This window comes from Flavobacterium sp. JP2137 (assembly GCF_050562195.1).
GTDB lineage: Bacteria > Bacteroidota > Bacteroidia > Flavobacteriales > Flavobacteriaceae > Flavobacterium.
This window is the reverse complement of sequence record NZ_CP191647.1, coordinates 501,312-517,751: the sequence shown is the minus strand read 5'-3', so window position 1 is coordinate 517,751 and position 16,440 is coordinate 501,312. Positions and strand designations below refer to the sequence as shown.

The following is a 16,440-nucleotide window of genomic DNA, read 5'->3' as shown; positions in this document are numbered from 1 at the left end:
TTACTTGATTTCTTGCAGGAGTTGCTGCGGTACTTTGTAACCTACTAAGGTCTTTTTAATCGTACCGTCTTTTTCAATGATTACCATCGATGGGTAGCCCGGTACTCTTAGAAAAGCGGTAAACTCGTGCATGCCGTTACGGCCCGCTCGGTTGGCGTCGTAATTCGGATTTCCGAAGGTTTTGCCCGCAAATTCAATCTTCTCATTTCCTTCGGCATTGAACTTTACAGCATAGAATTTGCTGTTGATTTGTTCGATAACTGCGGAATCGGTAAAGGTGTTTTGATCCAACATCTTACACGGGCCACACCAGCTGGTGTACACGTCCATAAAAATGGGTTTGGGATTCGCTTTCTGCGCTTTTATAGCCTCTTGAAAAGTGATCCATTTAATTTCTTGAGCGGAAGCACTTGCTCCGACCAAAGCAATGACAATAAGCAATATGAGTTTTTTCATTTTGTCGATTTCTATTATGCGGTTATTATTTTACACCGTGCATCAACTTCTTCAAGAACGGGTTGAGCAACATAACCAGTAAACCGGCTACTATAGGCACTACCGTAAAAATCAAGAAAAACGTAGATAACGAGTACTGATTGGTGATGTTTTCAATTTGTCCGCCGATTACAGCTGCTAATTTATTTCCAACGGCAATAGCCAAATACCACATACCAAACATAAAGGCAATCATACGGGCAGGAACCAATTTAGAAACATAAGACAGTCCAACTGGCGATAGGCAAAGCTCCCCTAAAGTGTGGAATAAATAAGCGAGGATCAACCAGATCATCGAAACTTTAACGCCTTCAGCCACACCGTGAGATCCGTAAGCCAACAAGCCAAAACCAATCGCCATAACGATCAATCCCATACCGTATTTAACAGCGGCTGGCGGGTTGTATTTACTGTCCCAAACTTTAGATACCAACGAAGCGAAAGTGATGATAAAGAACGAGTTTAAAATCGAGAACCAAGAAACGGTGATTTCTGAAGATTCGGCTGTGTATTCTTTGTAAAGCATCCAGATAGCTACCGCCCAAACACCCAAGAAACAAATCGCTAATACGATGTTGGATCCCGGTATTTTTGTCCAGGTTTGTTTTCCTAAAAGGATTAAAACCCAAGAGATAATCACTAACGGAACTATGGTTAATAAGGTATTTACGATATTAAATGCCGTCAGGGCAGAGCCTTCTAAAGCACGATCGACATTGTCTCTTGCGAAGATTACCAAAGACGATGCTCCTTGTTCGAAAGACATCCAAAAGAAAATGGTAAAGAAAGCGAAGATAATTACCGCAATCATACGGTCTCTAATGATTTTCGTATAACGCGACAGACGACTTACAATTAAAAATATAAAGGCCACTAAGGCAACTAATATCGCGAGGCTTGGTCCGTCAAGGCTGCCGTAACTAAACGGGAATAAATTGATTTTGGCAATTTTAGAGAGCGGATCGTTAATGGCATATAAAAGACCGATAACCGTTGTAATGGCGATTAATACGTAATCGACCATTGTAAAGGGATTGGGCTTGTCGTCTTCGTTGTTTGAAGCCGCATTTGCCGTAGCCACAGCCAATTTCTTTTCCTTGGTAGGAACTTCACCTATATTTCCGAATAACGGTTTGGCCAACCAGAATTGTGCGGTTCCCAACAACATGAAAATACCGGCTAAGCCGAATCCCCAATGCCATCCAATTTTTTCGGCTAAATAACCACAAAGCATCATTCCGAAAAAGGCACCTGCGTTTACACCCATGTAGAAAATGGTGTATGCACCATCTTTTTTCTCCGGGAATTTTTTATACATTTCCGAAAGGATCGAAGTCATGTTTGGTTTAAAGAAACCGGTACCAGCAACTAGAAGTCCTAAACCGATATACAACATCAGTGGCGTGTCCAAAGCCATGGCAGCATGACCCAGGGTCATAATGATAGCTCCGACTACAACTGCCCAGCGATATCCAATGTATTTGTCGGCTATAATTCCACCGAAAATAGGGGTGATATAAAGCAACATGGCGTAGGTACCGTAAAGTGCCCCCGCATTTTCTGCCGACCAACCCCATCCTGGATTGTCACTCAACAAGGTCATGGTTAAGAATTGAATCAATAGGACTCGCATTCCGTAAAAGGAGAAACGTTCCCACATTTCTGTAAAAAACAAGACGAAAAGTCCCGAGGGATGTCCTAATACGGTCGATTTAAAAAAGTTCTGTTCTGCTGTGGTGTCTTCTGACATAATATAGTGATAAAAGTGAATGTTCTTATTTGACTTCTTGCATGAGTTTTCGGATAAACGGCGATATCAATATCAATACCACCCCAGCAACTACGGCATAAACGCCCAGTTCTTTATATCCTTCCGTATAGGCCATTAAGCTGTCTAAATTGGAGGTTCCCGTTTTGGAAGCAGACATATTGGCTCCGATTATACCTGCGGCATATTGGCCGTAGGCACTGGCTAAAAACCACATTCCCATCATCATTCCCTGTAGGTTGGCCGTAGATAACTTGGTCATGATCGACAGTCCTATCGGGGAGAGGCAAAGCTCTCCAAAGGTGATGATCAACAGGGCAATGGTAAAGAAATCCAATGAAGTGATTCCCGCGGCATCGGCAAACAAACGCGTGGCAAATAAGGCGTAATAGCCCAATCCCAACAATAGGAAACCCAGTCCGAATTTGACAACGGTATTGGGCTCTATGCGTTTTTTAGCCAACCAAATCCACAATAATCCCAATAGCGGTGCGAGTAGAATGATAAAAAAGGCACCTCCGGAGTTATTGACTCCGTTGGGGTCCAACGGTATACCCAGTACGGTGTTGTCTAAGTTTTTCGCAGCAAATATGCTGAGTGATCCTCCTGCTTGTTCGTATATTCCCCAAAACAATATGGAGAAAAGAATGAATATCAAGGCGGCAAATAATTTTTTTCGCTCGGCAGCCGTCACTTTGGACATCTCATAAAAGAGGTATAGCAAGGTCGCCGGACCGATGATGGCCATAAAATAATCGGTGTATTGGGTGTTGTCTACCATTTGGATAATGACAGGCACCATGGCAAGTGTTAAGGCGTAAACGGCCACTTCGTGCCAAACCGGTTTCTTTTTCTGTTCGCCATTTTCTAAAACGTCTTTCGGTTGAAGGCCTATGGGGCCTAAATGTCTTTTGGTGAAGTGAAAGTTGATTAAACTGATCACCATTACCAAAGCAGCCAATCCAAAAGCCACGTTCCAGCGGTGTTCGTGTTCGATTAAATCGGAGAACAATTGTCCTTTTCCGATGGCGATACACAGATAGCCCCCGATCAAAGCGCCTAGGTTGATACCGGCATAAAAGAGGGAAAATCCCGCGTCGGTACGGCTGTCGCCTTTTTTGTATAAATAACCGACCATCGTCGAGATATTCGGTTTAAAGAATCCCGTACCAATAACGGTAAAGGCAATTCCGGTAAAGAAGAAAACATGCGGATCGTAGGCGAGTATCATACTGCCGACGATCATTAGGGCTCCACCCCAAAACAAGGATTTTCTAAAACCGAGTATTTTGTCGGCAAACAAACCTCCGATAAAAGTAAAGGCATATACAAAGGCTTGAGTGGCTCCGTATTGTAGGTTGGCCTTGCCTTCGTCGAAATTCAACTGGTCTATCATAAAGAAGACCAACATTCCCCGCATTCCGTAGAAGCAAAAACGCTCCCACATTTCCGAGAAAAACAAACTCCAGATCTGTCTGGGATATTTGCCTTTGAAATTTTGAATTTCTTCTAATGTCTGTACTTGACTCATAAGAGGACTGTTTTAGGGGATTCGATTAACGAATTCCGTGCATTAATTTTTTGAGTATTGGAGATATGGCTATGAGTACCAAACCTGCTACAGCGGGTAGTACGGCGAATATTCCAAAGAAATAAGAGATGGAGTGCTCGGCGCTGATCTTGTCGATTAGGGCACCGGAGAATCCGGCAAGTCCATTGGCGATAGCCGAAGCGCAGAACCACAGTCCGAAGATTAGCCCCAAGAGGTTCTTAGGCGATAGTTTGCTCACATAAGACAAGCCAACTGGCGATAAACACAGCTCTCCAGAAGTGTGGAAAAAGTATGCCAACACCAACCACAACATACTCACCGAAGCCGTTGCAGCTCCCTGTGGAATGTCTTGTGCTCCGTAGGCCAATACCGCAAATCCAACACCTACTAGAATCAGTCCTAATGCAAATTTAATCGGCCCAGAAGGGTTCCAGATTTTTTCCCATAGCCTGCTGAATGACGAAGCTAGGGTGATGATAAAGAACGAGTTTAAAATTTGAAACCACGATGCGGTGATTTCGGTTTCTATAGCGTTGAATTCTCGTGTTATTTTCCAGATTCCCAAAGCCCAAACCAAGATAAAGGATATGGCAGTAAAGATAATGGTAACCGGATATTTGGCATATATTTTTCGTGCTAATCCCACCAAAACCCAAGTGATAATAACCAAGGGGAAAAGGGTTAACAGGGCATCGACCCATTTAAAGATGGTACCCGCAGAGCCTTCTAAAACGCGCTGGGTGTAGTCTTTGGCAAAAATACTCATCGAACCTCCCGCCTGTTCAAAAGACAAGAAGAAAAAGATACTGAAAAACATCAAAACACCCACCACAATCAGTCGGTCTCTTTTTACCTTGCTTGGCAAGGGTTCTTCTTCTGTTTCGGTTCCCTGATTGATCGCTTCTCTCTTTTCCTTTGGCGATTCTCCAATGCTTCCGAATAATTTGGTGGCAAAATAGAATTGCAACATCCCGAAAAACATAAAGATACCAGCCAAACCGAAGCCGTAATGCCATCCGATTTTTTCACCGATATAACCACACAACAACATACCTAAGAAAGCACCGGCGTTAATACCCATATAGAAAATGGTATAACCCGCATCTTTTTTAGAACTGCTGTCGGGATACAATTGGCCGACCATAGAAGAGATATTCGGTTTGAATAGCCCGTTTCCTAAAATCATAAAGAGCAATCCGATATAGAAGAAATTTTGATTGATGCCCTCTAGTGCCATAGAAGCATGACCTATGGTCATGATTAATGCACCGAGTACGATAGCTTTTTTAAAGCCGGTTAGCTTATCGGCGATGATACCGCCCAACAAAGGAGTGAAATACACCAACATCGTATAGATTCCGAAGAGTTGCATGGCATCTTCTCGAGACCATTCCCAGCCGCCATCCATCACTTTACTAATCAAAAAGATTGTCAATAGCGCACGCATTCCGTAATAGCTAAAGCGCTCCCACATTTCGGTGAAAAACAAGACAAATAGCCCTGCCGGATGACCCATAACCATTTTGTCGTCGATCCCTAGTTTGCTTAAGTGTGTGATCAGTTTTTTGTTTTCTTCCATGTTGTTGTTCTTAAAGGCTAGGCTTATAAATTATTTAATATAAAATCGGTCATCTTCGTATACAATTGCAAGCGGGTAGCTCCTCCGTAAATACCGTGGTTTTTATCGGGGTAAATCAACCAGTCAAATTGTTTGTTCTGCTGTACTAAAGCTTCGATCATCACCATGGTGTTTTGCACATGTACATTATCGTCGGCACTGCCGTGTATCAGCAAATACTTACCTTGGAGTTGGTCGGCAAAGAAAATCGGGGAGTTCTCATCATAACCCGCGGCATTTTCCTGTGGTGTTTTCAAATAGCGCTCGGTGTAAATGGTGTCGTAAAAACGCCAATTCGTCACCGGTGCTACCGCAATGGCGGCCTTGAAAACATCCGCCCCTTTTAACAGACAATTGGTCGACATAAAGCCTCCAAAGCTCCATCCCCAGATTCCAATTCTAGAGGGGTCAATATAGTTAAAATTTCCTAAATATTTAGCTGCTATTATTTGGTCTTCTACTTCGAGTTTACCTAGCTGATTTTGAGTCGATTTCTTGAATTTCGCCCCCTTGAAGCCCGTGCCCCGTCCGTCTACTGCAACCACGATATAGTCGTGTTGAGTCAACATAGCATGCCAAAAGTCATTGGTGTCCCACCATTTGTCTGCAACTTGCTGCGAGCCAGGACCGCTGTATTGGTACATCAATACCGGGTATTTTTTGCCGGCTTGAAAGTTTTTGGGTTTCATGATCCACGCATTCATCATCCCGCCGTGTTCGGTCGGTATTTCCAAGAACTCTTTCTCGGGTAATTGGTAATCGTTTAATCGATTGTTTAAGGTTTCATTAGAGACGATTGTCTTTAGCGTCTGTCCGTTTTTCGATTGCTTTAAGGTGTATGTCGGCGCCTGTACACTCGAGGAAAAGGTGTTGATAAACAAGTCAAAATTGGGACTGAATAAGGCGGAATTGGTTCCGGAATCTGTCGTGAGTTGTTTTTTGTTCTTTCCGTCTAACTGTATGGAGAAAACATCTCTTTTAGTACTGCCGTTTTCGACCGACTGAAAGTATAGGGTTTTGGTTTTTTCGTGTAAACCGTAGTATTCGGTGATTTCCCACGGCCCTTTGGTCAGCTGTTTTAGCAACTGTCCGGTTTTGGAATAGTGGTAAAGGTGGAGGTAACCGTCTTTTTCACTAGACCAAATAAAGCTGTTGTCCTTTAAAAAGGTCAGGTGGTCTGTGATGTCGATATATGCGGGGTCGGTTTCGCTGAGAACGACTTTTTTGGAGGCGTCTTTAGCATCGATAAAGAGCAGGTCCAAGTGGTTTTGATGGCGGTTGAGCACTTGCACGCTTAAAAAAGCGCTTTCGTTGGTCCATTGAATTCTCGGTATGTAGAAGTCGCTGTAGTTGGACAGGTCGACCGCAGCGGTTTTTTGCGTTTTTACATCGTAAATGTGCAGGGAAACCAAGGCGTTTTTCTCGCCTGCTTTGGGGTATTTAAAAACGCTTTGCGTCGGGTATAGTCCCTTGCCGTAAATGTCCATAGAATACTCGGGCACTTCGGTTTCGTCAAATTTGACATAAGCGATTTTTGTTCCGTCGCCATTCCAGGCAAACTGACTCACCACGGCGAATTCCTCTTCGTAAACCCAGTCGGATATACCGTTGATGATGTGGTTTTTCTTGCCGTCATGAGTGATGGCCGTCGCGGTTTTGGTCGAAATGTTGTAGTGGTATAGATTGTTGTTTTGAGCGTAGGCGAGCTGTGTGCCGTCTGTGGAGAAAGTCGGCTCTTGAATCGGGGAGTCTCCCACTTTTTCCAGGGTTTTTGTCGCGATATCATAGAGGTAATAGTCGGCGGTAAAAGAATGTCTGAATATCGGGCTGGAAAGCGTTGCGATTAAAATCTTCTTTTCGTCGGCGCTAAATTTGTAGTCGTCGATGCTCTTAATCGCGGGAAAAAGCGCCGTGTCAAACAGGGTCGATGCCTTTTTTAAAGTCGCGAAATCGTAGCTGTTAATCTGTGAACTCGAGCTGTTAGCGTTGTATTCTACCAAGGAATATTGGTTGCTGTTCTTCATGGCACTCACAGAAACCATTCTCTGAGGCTGTAAAGATCCATTCCAAATTTCATTGAGGGAAATCTGCTTTTGACCAAAAGCCATATTTAAGGCAATTAGGCAAAATAAAAGCGTTGTAGGTATTTTATTCATTTTATTTACTGTCAAAAAAACTTCCAATTTTAGTGAAAAAATATGAGCCTTGCCAGTTTTTTTGTTGAATTAACCAAAAATGAAGTGATTTTTCTGTTCGCGCCCCCTTTTGGAGGATTAAAACGACAAGAAATGCCAAGGCTTGATTACTTAGAATGGATTTAAGCTGTGTATGTCATTTTTAATACCGCGCGAAACCCTTATATTTGCCACAACAAATAAGGGGATGATGGCTTCAAATATCAAAGGGTTTTCAAAGTGGACTAAAGAAGAGAAATTGCAATGGATTGCAAAGACTTATTTTTCGAATTCAGAGGAAATCATAGCGCTGATTAAAACGTATTGGAATTCGGACGAAGACGTGCAAAAATTGCACGATGAATTCATCGAAAACACCCTTACGAATTTTTACCTGCCCTTTGGTGTGGCACCGAATTTTGTGATTAACGGCCGCAATTACACCCTTCCGATGGTAATCGAAGAGAGCTCCGTTGTGGCAGCTGCTGCAAAGGCCGCAAAGTTTTGGTCTGAAAGAGGCGGTTTTAAAGCAACGGTTTTAAACACCGAAAAAATAGGCCAGGTACACTTTACCTATACCGGCGATAGCGCCGCGCTCACCCGTTTTATCGATACCATTCGTCCGCAATTCTTTTCCGATACCGAGGCGCTTACTCAGAATATGAGGAAACGCGGCGGTGGAATTTTAGACATTGCGCTGCGCGACAAAACCGAATTGTTGGAAAATTACTACCAATTGCACGTGACCTTTGATACGAAGGACAGCATGGGGGCGAATTTTATCAACAGCTGTTTGGAGCAAATTGCAGCGACTTTAAAAGAACAAGCACGCCATTTTGACTCTGCAGAACAGGAGTTGGAGGTGGTGATGAGTATATTGTCGAACTACGTACCCAATTGCTGCGTTCGCGCTTCGGTGAGTTGTGCGGTGTCGGACTTGACTTCTTCGGAAATTGAAAATCCCGAAGAGTTTGTCGCCAAATTCATGCAGGCCGTTCGCATTGCCGAGGTAGAACCCTTTAGAGCGGTAACGCACAACAAGGGGATTATGAACGGCGTCGATGCGCTGGTCTTGGCTACGGGCAATGACTTTAGAGCTGTTGAAGCCGGCGTTCACGCCTATGCCTCTAGGGGCGGGAGCTATTCCAGCTTGTCACACGCCAAGGTCGAGGACGGTATCTTTACCTTTTGGCTCGATTTGCCCTTGGCCCTGGGAACCGTAGGCGGATTGACGTCTCTGCACCCCATGGTTAAGGTGGCTCTAAAGCTGTTGGGCAGTCCCAATGCCGAAGAGTTGATGCAGATTGTTGCTGTGGCGGGATTGGCGCAGAATTTCGCCGCCCTAAAATCGCTTACCACCACCGGAATTCAGCAAGGGCACATGAAAATGCACCTAAAAAATATCCTCAATCAATTTAAAGCAACCGACGAGGAGCGCAGGAATGCGGTTTTACACTTCGAGAAAAACATCGTTTCTCACAGTGCGGTAGTCGAGTTGCTCGAAAGTCTAAGGAAGTAAGTTATGACGAGCCCCTCTTGTTACTACAGTCATGGAAAATTGCTCATCACCGCCGAGTATTTGGTGTTAGATGGGGCTCAAGCCTTGGCTTTACCCACAAAAATGGGGCAACAACTGCGGGTGACTCCCGTTAAAACAGGAGAGATTCATTGGCTGTCGTTTGATCGTGACGGCGCGGTGTGGATCGACGAGACCTTTGCGGTTTCCCGTATTCTAAATCTGCAGTTGCAGTCTACCGATTCCCCTTACCTCAAGACACTGCTGCAAATACTCGCAGCAGCACATCGCTTAAATCCCCAGTTTTTCGAACAATCCCGAGGATTTGATGTCGAAACGCAGTTGGAGTTTCCGCGAATATGGGGACTGGGTACCTCTTCTACCGTAATCAATAACATTGCGCAATGGGTGGGCGTAGATGCTTTTCAACTGTTGCAAGACGCTTTTGGCGGTAGCGGTTACGACATCGCTTGTGCGCAATACCACAGTCCGATATTGTATACCAGAACCCATGCCGGTCCCCAAATTGAATCCGTCGTTTTTAATCCGGTTTTTTCCGACTGCTTGTACTTCGTATACCTCAATCAAAAGCAAGACAGCAAAGCGGGCATTGCGCGATATCGGGAATACTCGGCCAACCGAAGTTCTCAAAAAGCGGAAATCAATGCCCTAACACAGCAGTTGCTGCACAGCAACTCCCTGGAAGAATTCGAATGCCTGTTGGAACAGCACGAAGCGATAATCGCTGCGATTATAGACATGCCCAAGGTGAAGGAGGTATTCTTTCCAGACTTTACCGGTGCCGTAAAAAGCTTGGGAGCTTGGGGAGGAGATTTTGTTTTGGTCACGGCCAAAAAAAATCCCCTAGCTTACTTTAGTGCTAAGGGATTTGATGTCGTACTGCCTTATCGCGAGATGATTTTATAAAACCGGTCGCAGTGTATTGCTAAAGGTCACGCGAAAGGGAATTTCTTTATCTGCGTTGTTTTTGAGTATATATATAAACTTAAACATCTTTAAGTGATTGCTTTCTATCGTTAAACTCTTACCGGTAAAGTTGTCGAATATCGTCAAATCTTTATCGTTGTCTACGCGTATGGATTTGGCAATTCCCGTTTTTAAATGAGACATGGTCATGCCGTTAAAATAGGTCTTGTCTTCGGCTTTAATACGGATGTTTTCCCCTTTGTATCCCTTGGTCAATATCACTACCGAATACTGAGGTTCACTCGCTCTCATTCCGCGGAGGTAGTTGTCTTTAGTCTTGTCACTAACCGAGCGGAAATCGTCTCGTACTTGCGCGTAATCCGGCAGGTCAATCACATCTTTTTCATTGGGTAAGCGGTCTTCTTCTTTGATTTTTTCAAGGGTTTCTTCTACGGTCAATTCCGGTTTAGAAAAGAGCGGTTTGGCGGTTTTACACATGGAGAAGAAGGCGATAATCAATAGAAAAGCAAATTTTTTCATAATCTTAATTTTGAATGAATTTGAAAAATAGGTAAAGTGCCTATCTTTGTGGTAAAGGTACTTTTTTTTCAAGGAAATCAAAAATTGGGCATTTTAAAACTAAAATCTACAAAAAAAAACTAGCGGTATTGAAGAATTACGACGTATTAATAATAGGAGGAGGCGCTGCGGGTTTTTTTACAGCCATCAATTTAGCCGAAAAGACCAAGGGAATAAAAATAGCCATTTTAGAACGCGGTAAAGAGGTGCTTTCCAAAGTGCGCATATCGGGTGGCGGGCGCTGCAATGTAACGCATGCCTGTTTTGATCCCAAAGAACTGGTGGGTTTTTATCCCCGCGGTTCCAAAGAGCTGCGCGGACCGTTTAATCAATTTTGTAGCGGCGATACCATAGAGTGGTTTGAAAAAAGGGGTGTTGCCTTAAAAATAGAAGACGACGGCCGTATGTTTCCGGTAACGGATTCCTCCCAAACGATCATCGATTGCTTTTTGACCGCGACCCGAGAACTGAATATCGACTTGTTGACGGGCTATAGCGTTCAAGCGGTTTTTCAAAAGGACAACAGCTGGAAAGTCGATACCAATCAAGGGGCTTTTGAAGCGAATTACTTGGTTTTTGCTACGGGTAGTAATCCGAAAATGTGGCAGCTATTAGCCGAAAGTGGACATCGGATTATCCCGCCGGTAGCCTCGCTTTTTACCTTTAATATAAAGGACAAGCGACTGGTCGATTTGATGGGGATTGCCGCTCCAGCAACCGTAAAGGTGAAGGGGTTAAAACTCGAAGCCACCGGTCCCTTGCTCATTACGCATTGGGGGTTGAGCGGACCGGGTATATTGCGTTTGTCCGCTTGGGGTGCCCGCGAATTAGCCGAAAAGAATTATCAATTTCACATACAGGTCAATTGGTTGACCGACGAGGTTTCCCTGGCCGATGCCGAAGAAAAACTGTCGGAAATCAAAAGGGAGAACGCCAAAAAAATAGTGGTCAAAAAATGCCCTTTCGACTTCCCCAATCGCCTCTGGGAGCGCTTGGTCGTAGCCGCAGGTATAGCGTTGGAAGCCAAATGGGCCGATTTAAACAAAAGGGAATTGCAGGCCTTGGCCTTGCAATTGACTCAAGGGGAATTTCAAGTCAACGGCAAGAGTACCTTTAAAGAAGAGTTTGTCACCGCAGGAGGAATTGACTTAAAAGAGGTCAATTTTAAAAATATGGAAAGCAAAATACTTCCCAAGGTGTTCTTTGCCGGTGAAATCTTAAACATCGATGCGATTACCGGAGGTTTTAATTTTCAGAACGCATGGACGACCGGTTTTATAGCGGCGACAGAAATTTCGAACCGCATCAGCGGCAATTAATACCGCATGGCTTTAGGGTAATCCCAGGCGTTTTACGCCAATGGCGAGCTCAAAAATTTAAATAGGCGTCTTGTTGTACAGGACGCCTATTGATTTTATTCCCCTTGCATACTACGGTTGAGGGTTTAGCATCCAAATGCTGAAGTTGAGAATTCCCGCAAAGGACAGCCACAACACATAAGGCACTAACAAATAGGCTGCCCATGGCGAAATTTTGTAAAATTGTCGGCCGCAGAAGATGACGGCTACCAAGAGCACGACCAATTCAAAGAAAGCGAGCTTCGGATTTTGCAAGCCAAAAAACAATATCGACCACAGGGCGTTTAACAGCAGTTGCACACCAAATACAATCAGGGCTTTGCGCACAAGACTTTCCGCAGCAGCGCGTTTGGCCCATACCATACCCACTGCAATTCCCATCAGGATATAAAGTATGGGCCAGACGATGGGAAAAACGGCATTGGGCGGATTAAACCAGGGCTTTTCGATTTGGGGATACCAAGTGGTTAAGCTGCTTCGGGTAACGATGCTCGACAAATAGCCCACCCCAGAGCAGAGCAGTATACCCATGACAATTTTCAATGTTTTTTTCATGAGAGTGATTTTAGGAGTTTCTATTCTGTCTTAAAAATTTATCTTTGTAACAATAACCGCTAAGAAAAAAACTCCCAGTCGTTAACCGGGGAGCTTTGATTTATAAAAATAAGCAAAAAATGGGGCAAGAAACATTTGTATATGAATTTGTTGGAAAGAAATTAACCGAAGGCAGTTTTCAATGGAGTGCGCCGAGCAATATTGCCTTGGTCAAATACTGGGGAAAGCGCGAAGGTCAAATTCCCGCCAACCCGTCGTTGAGTTTTACCCTGACCCACTGCAAAACCATCACCCGATTGGATTTTCAGTTGAAGGAAATCTCGGGAATTAGCTTTGATCTCTTTTTTGACGGACAGTCCAAAGAGGAATTTAAGCCTAAAATTCAAAAGTTTTTCGAGCGAATTCGTCCCTATTGTCCTTATATAGATGATTATCACTTTGTGATACACACCCATAATACCTTTCCGCACAGTTCGGGTATCGCTTCTTCCGCTTCGGGTATGGCGGCTTTGGCGGTAAACCTCATGCAGTTGGAGCAGGGGTTAAACCCGCAGATGGATGCGAATTACTTCAATCAAAAAGCTTCTTTTTTAGCCCGTTTGGGCTCGGGCAGTGCCTGCCGAAGCATCTCCGGTGCCGTAGTGGTCTGGGGGGCACATTCGGAAATTGCCGCGAGTTCGGATTATTACGGAGTGCCTTTTGACGGTGCCTTGCATCCGATATTCCAAGACTTTCAAGACGTTATCTTGTTGGTCGACAAAGGCGAGAAAAAGGTCAGCAGTACGGTCGGACACGATTTAATGCACCAACACCCGTTTGCACAACAGCGATTTGAACAGGCACCAGCCAATTTGTCGCGGTTGAAAACCGCTTTGGAAACCGGAGATCTCGAGGCTTTTATCGCCATCGTTGAAAGTGAAGCCTTGACCTTGCACGCCATGATGATGACTTCCATGCCGTACTTTATTTTGATGAAACCCCAAACCTTGCAGATCATCGAGCACATCTGGAGTTTTAGATCCCAGTTTCAAATACCGGTTTGCTTTACCTTAGATGCGGGCGCCAACGTGCATTTGTTGTTTCCCAAAGCGCATAAAACGAGGGTGATGGAATTTGTACAAGAGGTACTAGCGCCTTGGTGCCAACAACAGCATTTTATAGCAGACGAAATGGGTTTTGGGGCTCAAAAGATTGATTTGTAGGTTTTTATGGGGTTTTTAGCTCGATTATAGCCGGTTTTGTCAAGAGTGGTACTCTTTTTGATTTATTAAACTTGAAGCGACTGTTTTACCGTTTATTTTATTAATTTTGAGAGAGCGCGAAACAGTAGCGATGCCATCACCGCTGCAATTCTTTTGGTTTGTAGAAAAGGAAGAAGTCAGTTGTGTGAACGGCAAGGAATGTTAAATCACAAATAAGTAGGTATATATGAAACAGTTATTGAACGTTTTGGTCTTGTCCGTAGCGATGCTCACTGCGGTTTCAGCCGCTGCGCAAGTCGCCGATCAAAACCCGAATTATAGAGAAAGTCAAGATAAATACATGCGGATCAACGACAGTCTTACCGCCACCTTGGGTACCACGGTGCAGCAGACTTATAAAGCGAGAGATTGGTATGACGAACGAGAGGAGCGTCGGGCGCTTAGACGCAGTCGCAACTACGACGTACGCATGAATCGAAGCAGTTATTATTACGATTATTATTCGCCCTATTCGCACCGATCTTGGAACAGTTGGTTGCCCAATATTGGATTTAGATCGGGAGATTTTTGGTTTTCATTTTAAAAATTTAATTTATAAATAAGATTATGCAATTAAAACGTATCGCAATAGCAGCCCTTTTAGTGGCTTCAGGTGTATTTATTTCTTCTTGTGGAAGACAGGTGACTCGCGTGAGTACAGAGGAAACCATAGATATCAGCGGACGCTGGAACAATACCGATTCCAGAGAAGTCGCTACGGAAATGACCAACAAAATTTTAAACGATCCGTGGATCGGAAACCACAACGAGGATCATCAAGGAAAGAAACCCGTAGTTATAGTGGGTATGGTGCTCAACAAAAGCCACGAACACATCGATGCCGAAACCTTTGTAAAGGATGTGGAACGCACCTTTATTCAATCACAACGCGTGCGTTTGGTTCAAGGCGGTAAAAAAAGAGAGGAATTGCGTGCGGAAAAAGCCGATCAGCAAACCAATGCGTCTATAGCGACGATGAAAAAATTTGGAATGGAAAATGGAGCAGACTACATACTTCAGGGTTCGATAAACTCCATCGTGGATTCCCACAAAAAGAAAAAAGTGGTATATTATCAAGTTGACTTAGAATTGACCAATATTCAAACGGGCGAAGTGGTTTGGATAGGAGATAAAAAAATTGCCAAATACGTCAAAAACTAAACCTCCACTAAATGATTTATCAGAGAGGTGCAGCCTATATACTAAGAACATCAGCACTTGTAGTGTTGATGTTCTTCGCGTTTAGTTGCGCCACATATCACGATCGTATCACGGCCTATTATCAGAGTGTCTCTACGGGCGATTTGGCCCAAGCCGACAAGGCATTGGAGAAGAATGCGCTGTTAAAAAAACCGCGTAACAAGCTGCTGTATCTCATGGAGAAGGGGCGCGTTGCGCATTTGAATGGCGATTATACCAACAGTAACAAGTATTTTAACGAGGCCGATTTATTGGTGGAAATAGGGTTGAAAAGCACTTCAGATGCTGTAGTAGGCGCGGTGCTGAATCCGATGTCTCAAAATTATAAAGGAGAGGATTTTGAAATCTTTATGCTTCACTATTACAAGGCACTTAACTACCTGTATTTGGGTCAAACCCAAGAAGCCCTGGTAGAAGCGCGGCGAATTACCTTGCAAAACCAATCGCAAGGCGATAAGTTTAACGAAAAGAACAGCCGGTATACCAAAGATGCCTTTTCTTTAATCCTCCAAGGACTGATTTACGAACAGGATAACGATTACAACAATGCTTTTATCGCCTACAGAAATGCCGTAGAGGTGTTTCAAAGCAGCGAAGACCATGTTTATTACGGTGTAGCTTTGCCCGAAAACTTAAAATACGACGTCATGCGCATGGCCTCCAAAGTGGGGTTTGTCAGCGAACTTCAAAAATTTGAAAAGCAATTCAACAGCAGCTTTAAGGATTATGAGGCGCCGGCTGGCGAGCTAGTGGTGTTTTGGGAAAACGGTATTGCACCGGTGAAAATCCAAAAAGACTTGGTTTTTACCCTGGTTAAAGGATCGAATGGGAGCCTGTTTTTTACCGATGTCGCTGGGGGATTGGTTATTCCCTTCGATTTTAGTATCGGCGGTGGTGGATCGGGTTTAGATGCGGTGCACAGTTTGCGCGTAGCCTATCCGGATTACGTATCGAGACCGCTGTTTTACAATTCGGCCCAAATTACTGGTGCTACGGGTGGTACCTTTAAATTTGAAAAAGTCGAAGACATCAATCAATTGGCTGTTCAAACACTCAACGAGCGTTTTGCGAAAGAAATGGGTGTGGTATTAACGCGATTGGCGATTAAAAAAGGGGCAGAATACGCCTTGAGTTCGTCGGCAAAATCGTCGGACGGCAATAATGCGGTCTTGGAAGGATTGGGTATTGGCATGCAGTTGTACAATATGATCTCTGAAAAAGCCGATACGAGAAACTGGCAAACCCTACCGTCTCAAATCAATTACGTACGCGTACCCCTACAACCGGGGATTAACGAGATCGAGATCGACCTCACCCAAGCCAATGGGCAAAAGGTCAAAGATCAAATCAAAATCGAAGCCAACGGGAAACTGCAGTTTTACAATTATTCTACACTGAAATAATTTAGAGGTCATCACTAATGGTGTATGGCGAACGATTTATATATAAGACCCAAG

14 protein-coding genes are annotated in these 16,440 nt (G+C 44.1%); 7 read left to right on the top strand and 7 right to left on the bottom strand.

Annotation, left to right across the window (positions count from 1 at the left end; all coding sequences use genetic code 11):
• From ACQZ43_RS02275 to ACQZ43_RS02255, 5 genes are read right to left on the bottom strand one after another with little or no spacing between them, the layout of a single operon-like run.
• Complete coding sequence (locus ACQZ43_RS02275; RefSeq protein ID WP_430614230.1) at window positions 1–456, bottom strand: thioredoxin family protein; 456 nt, start codon at window positions 454–456, stop codon at window positions 1–3.
• A gap of 25 nt (window positions 457–481) precedes the next feature.
• Window positions 482–2,245 (bottom strand): peptide MFS transporter, encoded by a 1,764-nt coding sequence (locus ACQZ43_RS02270; RefSeq protein ID WP_430614229.1) that lies wholly within the window; start codon window positions 2,243–2,245, stop codon window positions 482–484.
• A 25-nt stretch (window positions 2,246–2,270) separates the two neighbouring features.
• Entirely contained in the window at window positions 2,271–3,794 is a 1,524-nt protein-coding gene (locus tag ACQZ43_RS02265) for a peptide MFS transporter (RefSeq protein WP_430614228.1), read from the bottom strand.
• A gap of 25 nt (window positions 3,795–3,819) precedes the next feature.
• Window positions 3,820–5,394: a peptide MFS transporter gene (locus tag ACQZ43_RS02260; RefSeq protein ID WP_430614227.1), complete on the bottom strand. Its 1,575-nt coding sequence runs from the start codon at window positions 5,392–5,394 to the stop codon at window positions 3,820–3,822.
• 23 nt (window positions 5,395–5,417) lie between these two features.
• The gene (locus ACQZ43_RS02255; protein ID WP_430614225.1) at window positions 5,418–7,589 is read right to left on the bottom strand and encodes a S9 family peptidase; all 2,172 of its coding nucleotides are present in this window, start codon (window positions 7,587–7,589) and stop codon (window positions 5,418–5,420) included.
• Window positions 7,590–7,818: 229 nt separating this feature from the next.
• Here ACQZ43_RS02255 and ACQZ43_RS02250 point away from each other — a divergent pair, with 229 nt between their 5' ends.
• On the top strand, window positions 7,819–9,126 hold the full coding sequence (locus ACQZ43_RS02250) for a hydroxymethylglutaryl-CoA reductase, degradative (protein WP_430615571.1): 1,308 nt from the start codon (window positions 7,819–7,821) through the stop codon (window positions 9,124–9,126).
• 3 nt (window positions 9,127–9,129) lie between these two features.
• The gene (locus tag ACQZ43_RS02245; protein ID WP_430614224.1) at window positions 9,130–10,050 is read left to right on the top strand and encodes a GYDIA family GHMP kinase; all 921 of its coding nucleotides are present in this window, start codon (window positions 9,130–9,132) and stop codon (window positions 10,048–10,050) included.
• Here ACQZ43_RS02245 and ACQZ43_RS02240 read toward each other — a convergent pair.
• Window positions 10,045–10,590 carry a hypothetical protein gene (locus ACQZ43_RS02240; protein ID WP_430614223.1) on the bottom strand — a complete coding sequence of 182 codons (546 nt, stop codon included), beginning with the start codon at window positions 10,588–10,590 and terminating at the stop codon, window positions 10,045–10,047. The genes ACQZ43_RS02245 and ACQZ43_RS02240 overlap by 6 nt on opposite strands.
• 128 nt (window positions 10,591–10,718) lie before the next feature.
• Between ACQZ43_RS02240 and ACQZ43_RS02235 the strand changes: the two genes are divergently transcribed.
• Window positions 10,719–11,948, top strand: a complete 1,230-nt coding sequence (locus ACQZ43_RS02235) for an NAD(P)/FAD-dependent oxidoreductase (RefSeq protein ID WP_430614222.1) — start codon at window positions 10,719–10,721, stop codon at window positions 11,946–11,948.
• A 111-nt stretch (window positions 11,949–12,059) separates the two neighbouring features.
• Here the strand turns inward: ACQZ43_RS02235 and ACQZ43_RS02230 are convergent, their stop codons facing one another.
• Window positions 12,060–12,542, bottom strand: coding sequence for a TspO/MBR family protein (locus ACQZ43_RS02230; RefSeq protein WP_430614221.1), 483 nt, complete (start codon window positions 12,540–12,542; stop codon window positions 12,060–12,062).
• A 119-nt stretch (window positions 12,543–12,661) separates the two neighbouring features.
• Between ACQZ43_RS02230 and ACQZ43_RS02225 the strand changes: the two genes are divergently transcribed.
• The 4 genes from ACQZ43_RS02225 (at window position 12,662) to ACQZ43_RS02210 (ending at window position 16,386) form a co-directional block, all read left to right on the top strand.
• Complete coding sequence (locus tag ACQZ43_RS02225; RefSeq protein ID WP_430614220.1) at window positions 12,662–13,744, top strand: diphosphomevalonate/mevalonate 3,5-bisphosphate decarboxylase family protein; 1,083 nt, start codon at window positions 12,662–12,664, stop codon at window positions 13,742–13,744.
• Between the two features lie 226 nt (window positions 13,745–13,970).
• Window positions 13,971–14,327, top strand: a complete 357-nt coding sequence (locus tag ACQZ43_RS02220) for a hypothetical protein (protein ID WP_430614219.1) — start codon at window positions 13,971–13,973, stop codon at window positions 14,325–14,327.
• A gap of 23 nt (window positions 14,328–14,350) precedes the next feature.
• A complete protein-coding gene (locus ACQZ43_RS02215) occupies window positions 14,351–14,944 on the top strand; it encodes a penicillin-binding protein activator LpoB (RefSeq protein WP_430614218.1) in 594 nt (197 codons plus the stop codon).
• Between the two features lie 11 nt (window positions 14,945–14,955).
• Entirely contained in the window at window positions 14,956–16,386 is a 1,431-nt protein-coding gene (locus ACQZ43_RS02210; RefSeq protein WP_430614217.1) for a COG3014 family protein, read from the top strand.
• The last annotated feature ends 54 nt before the right edge of the window (window positions 16,387–16,440 follow it).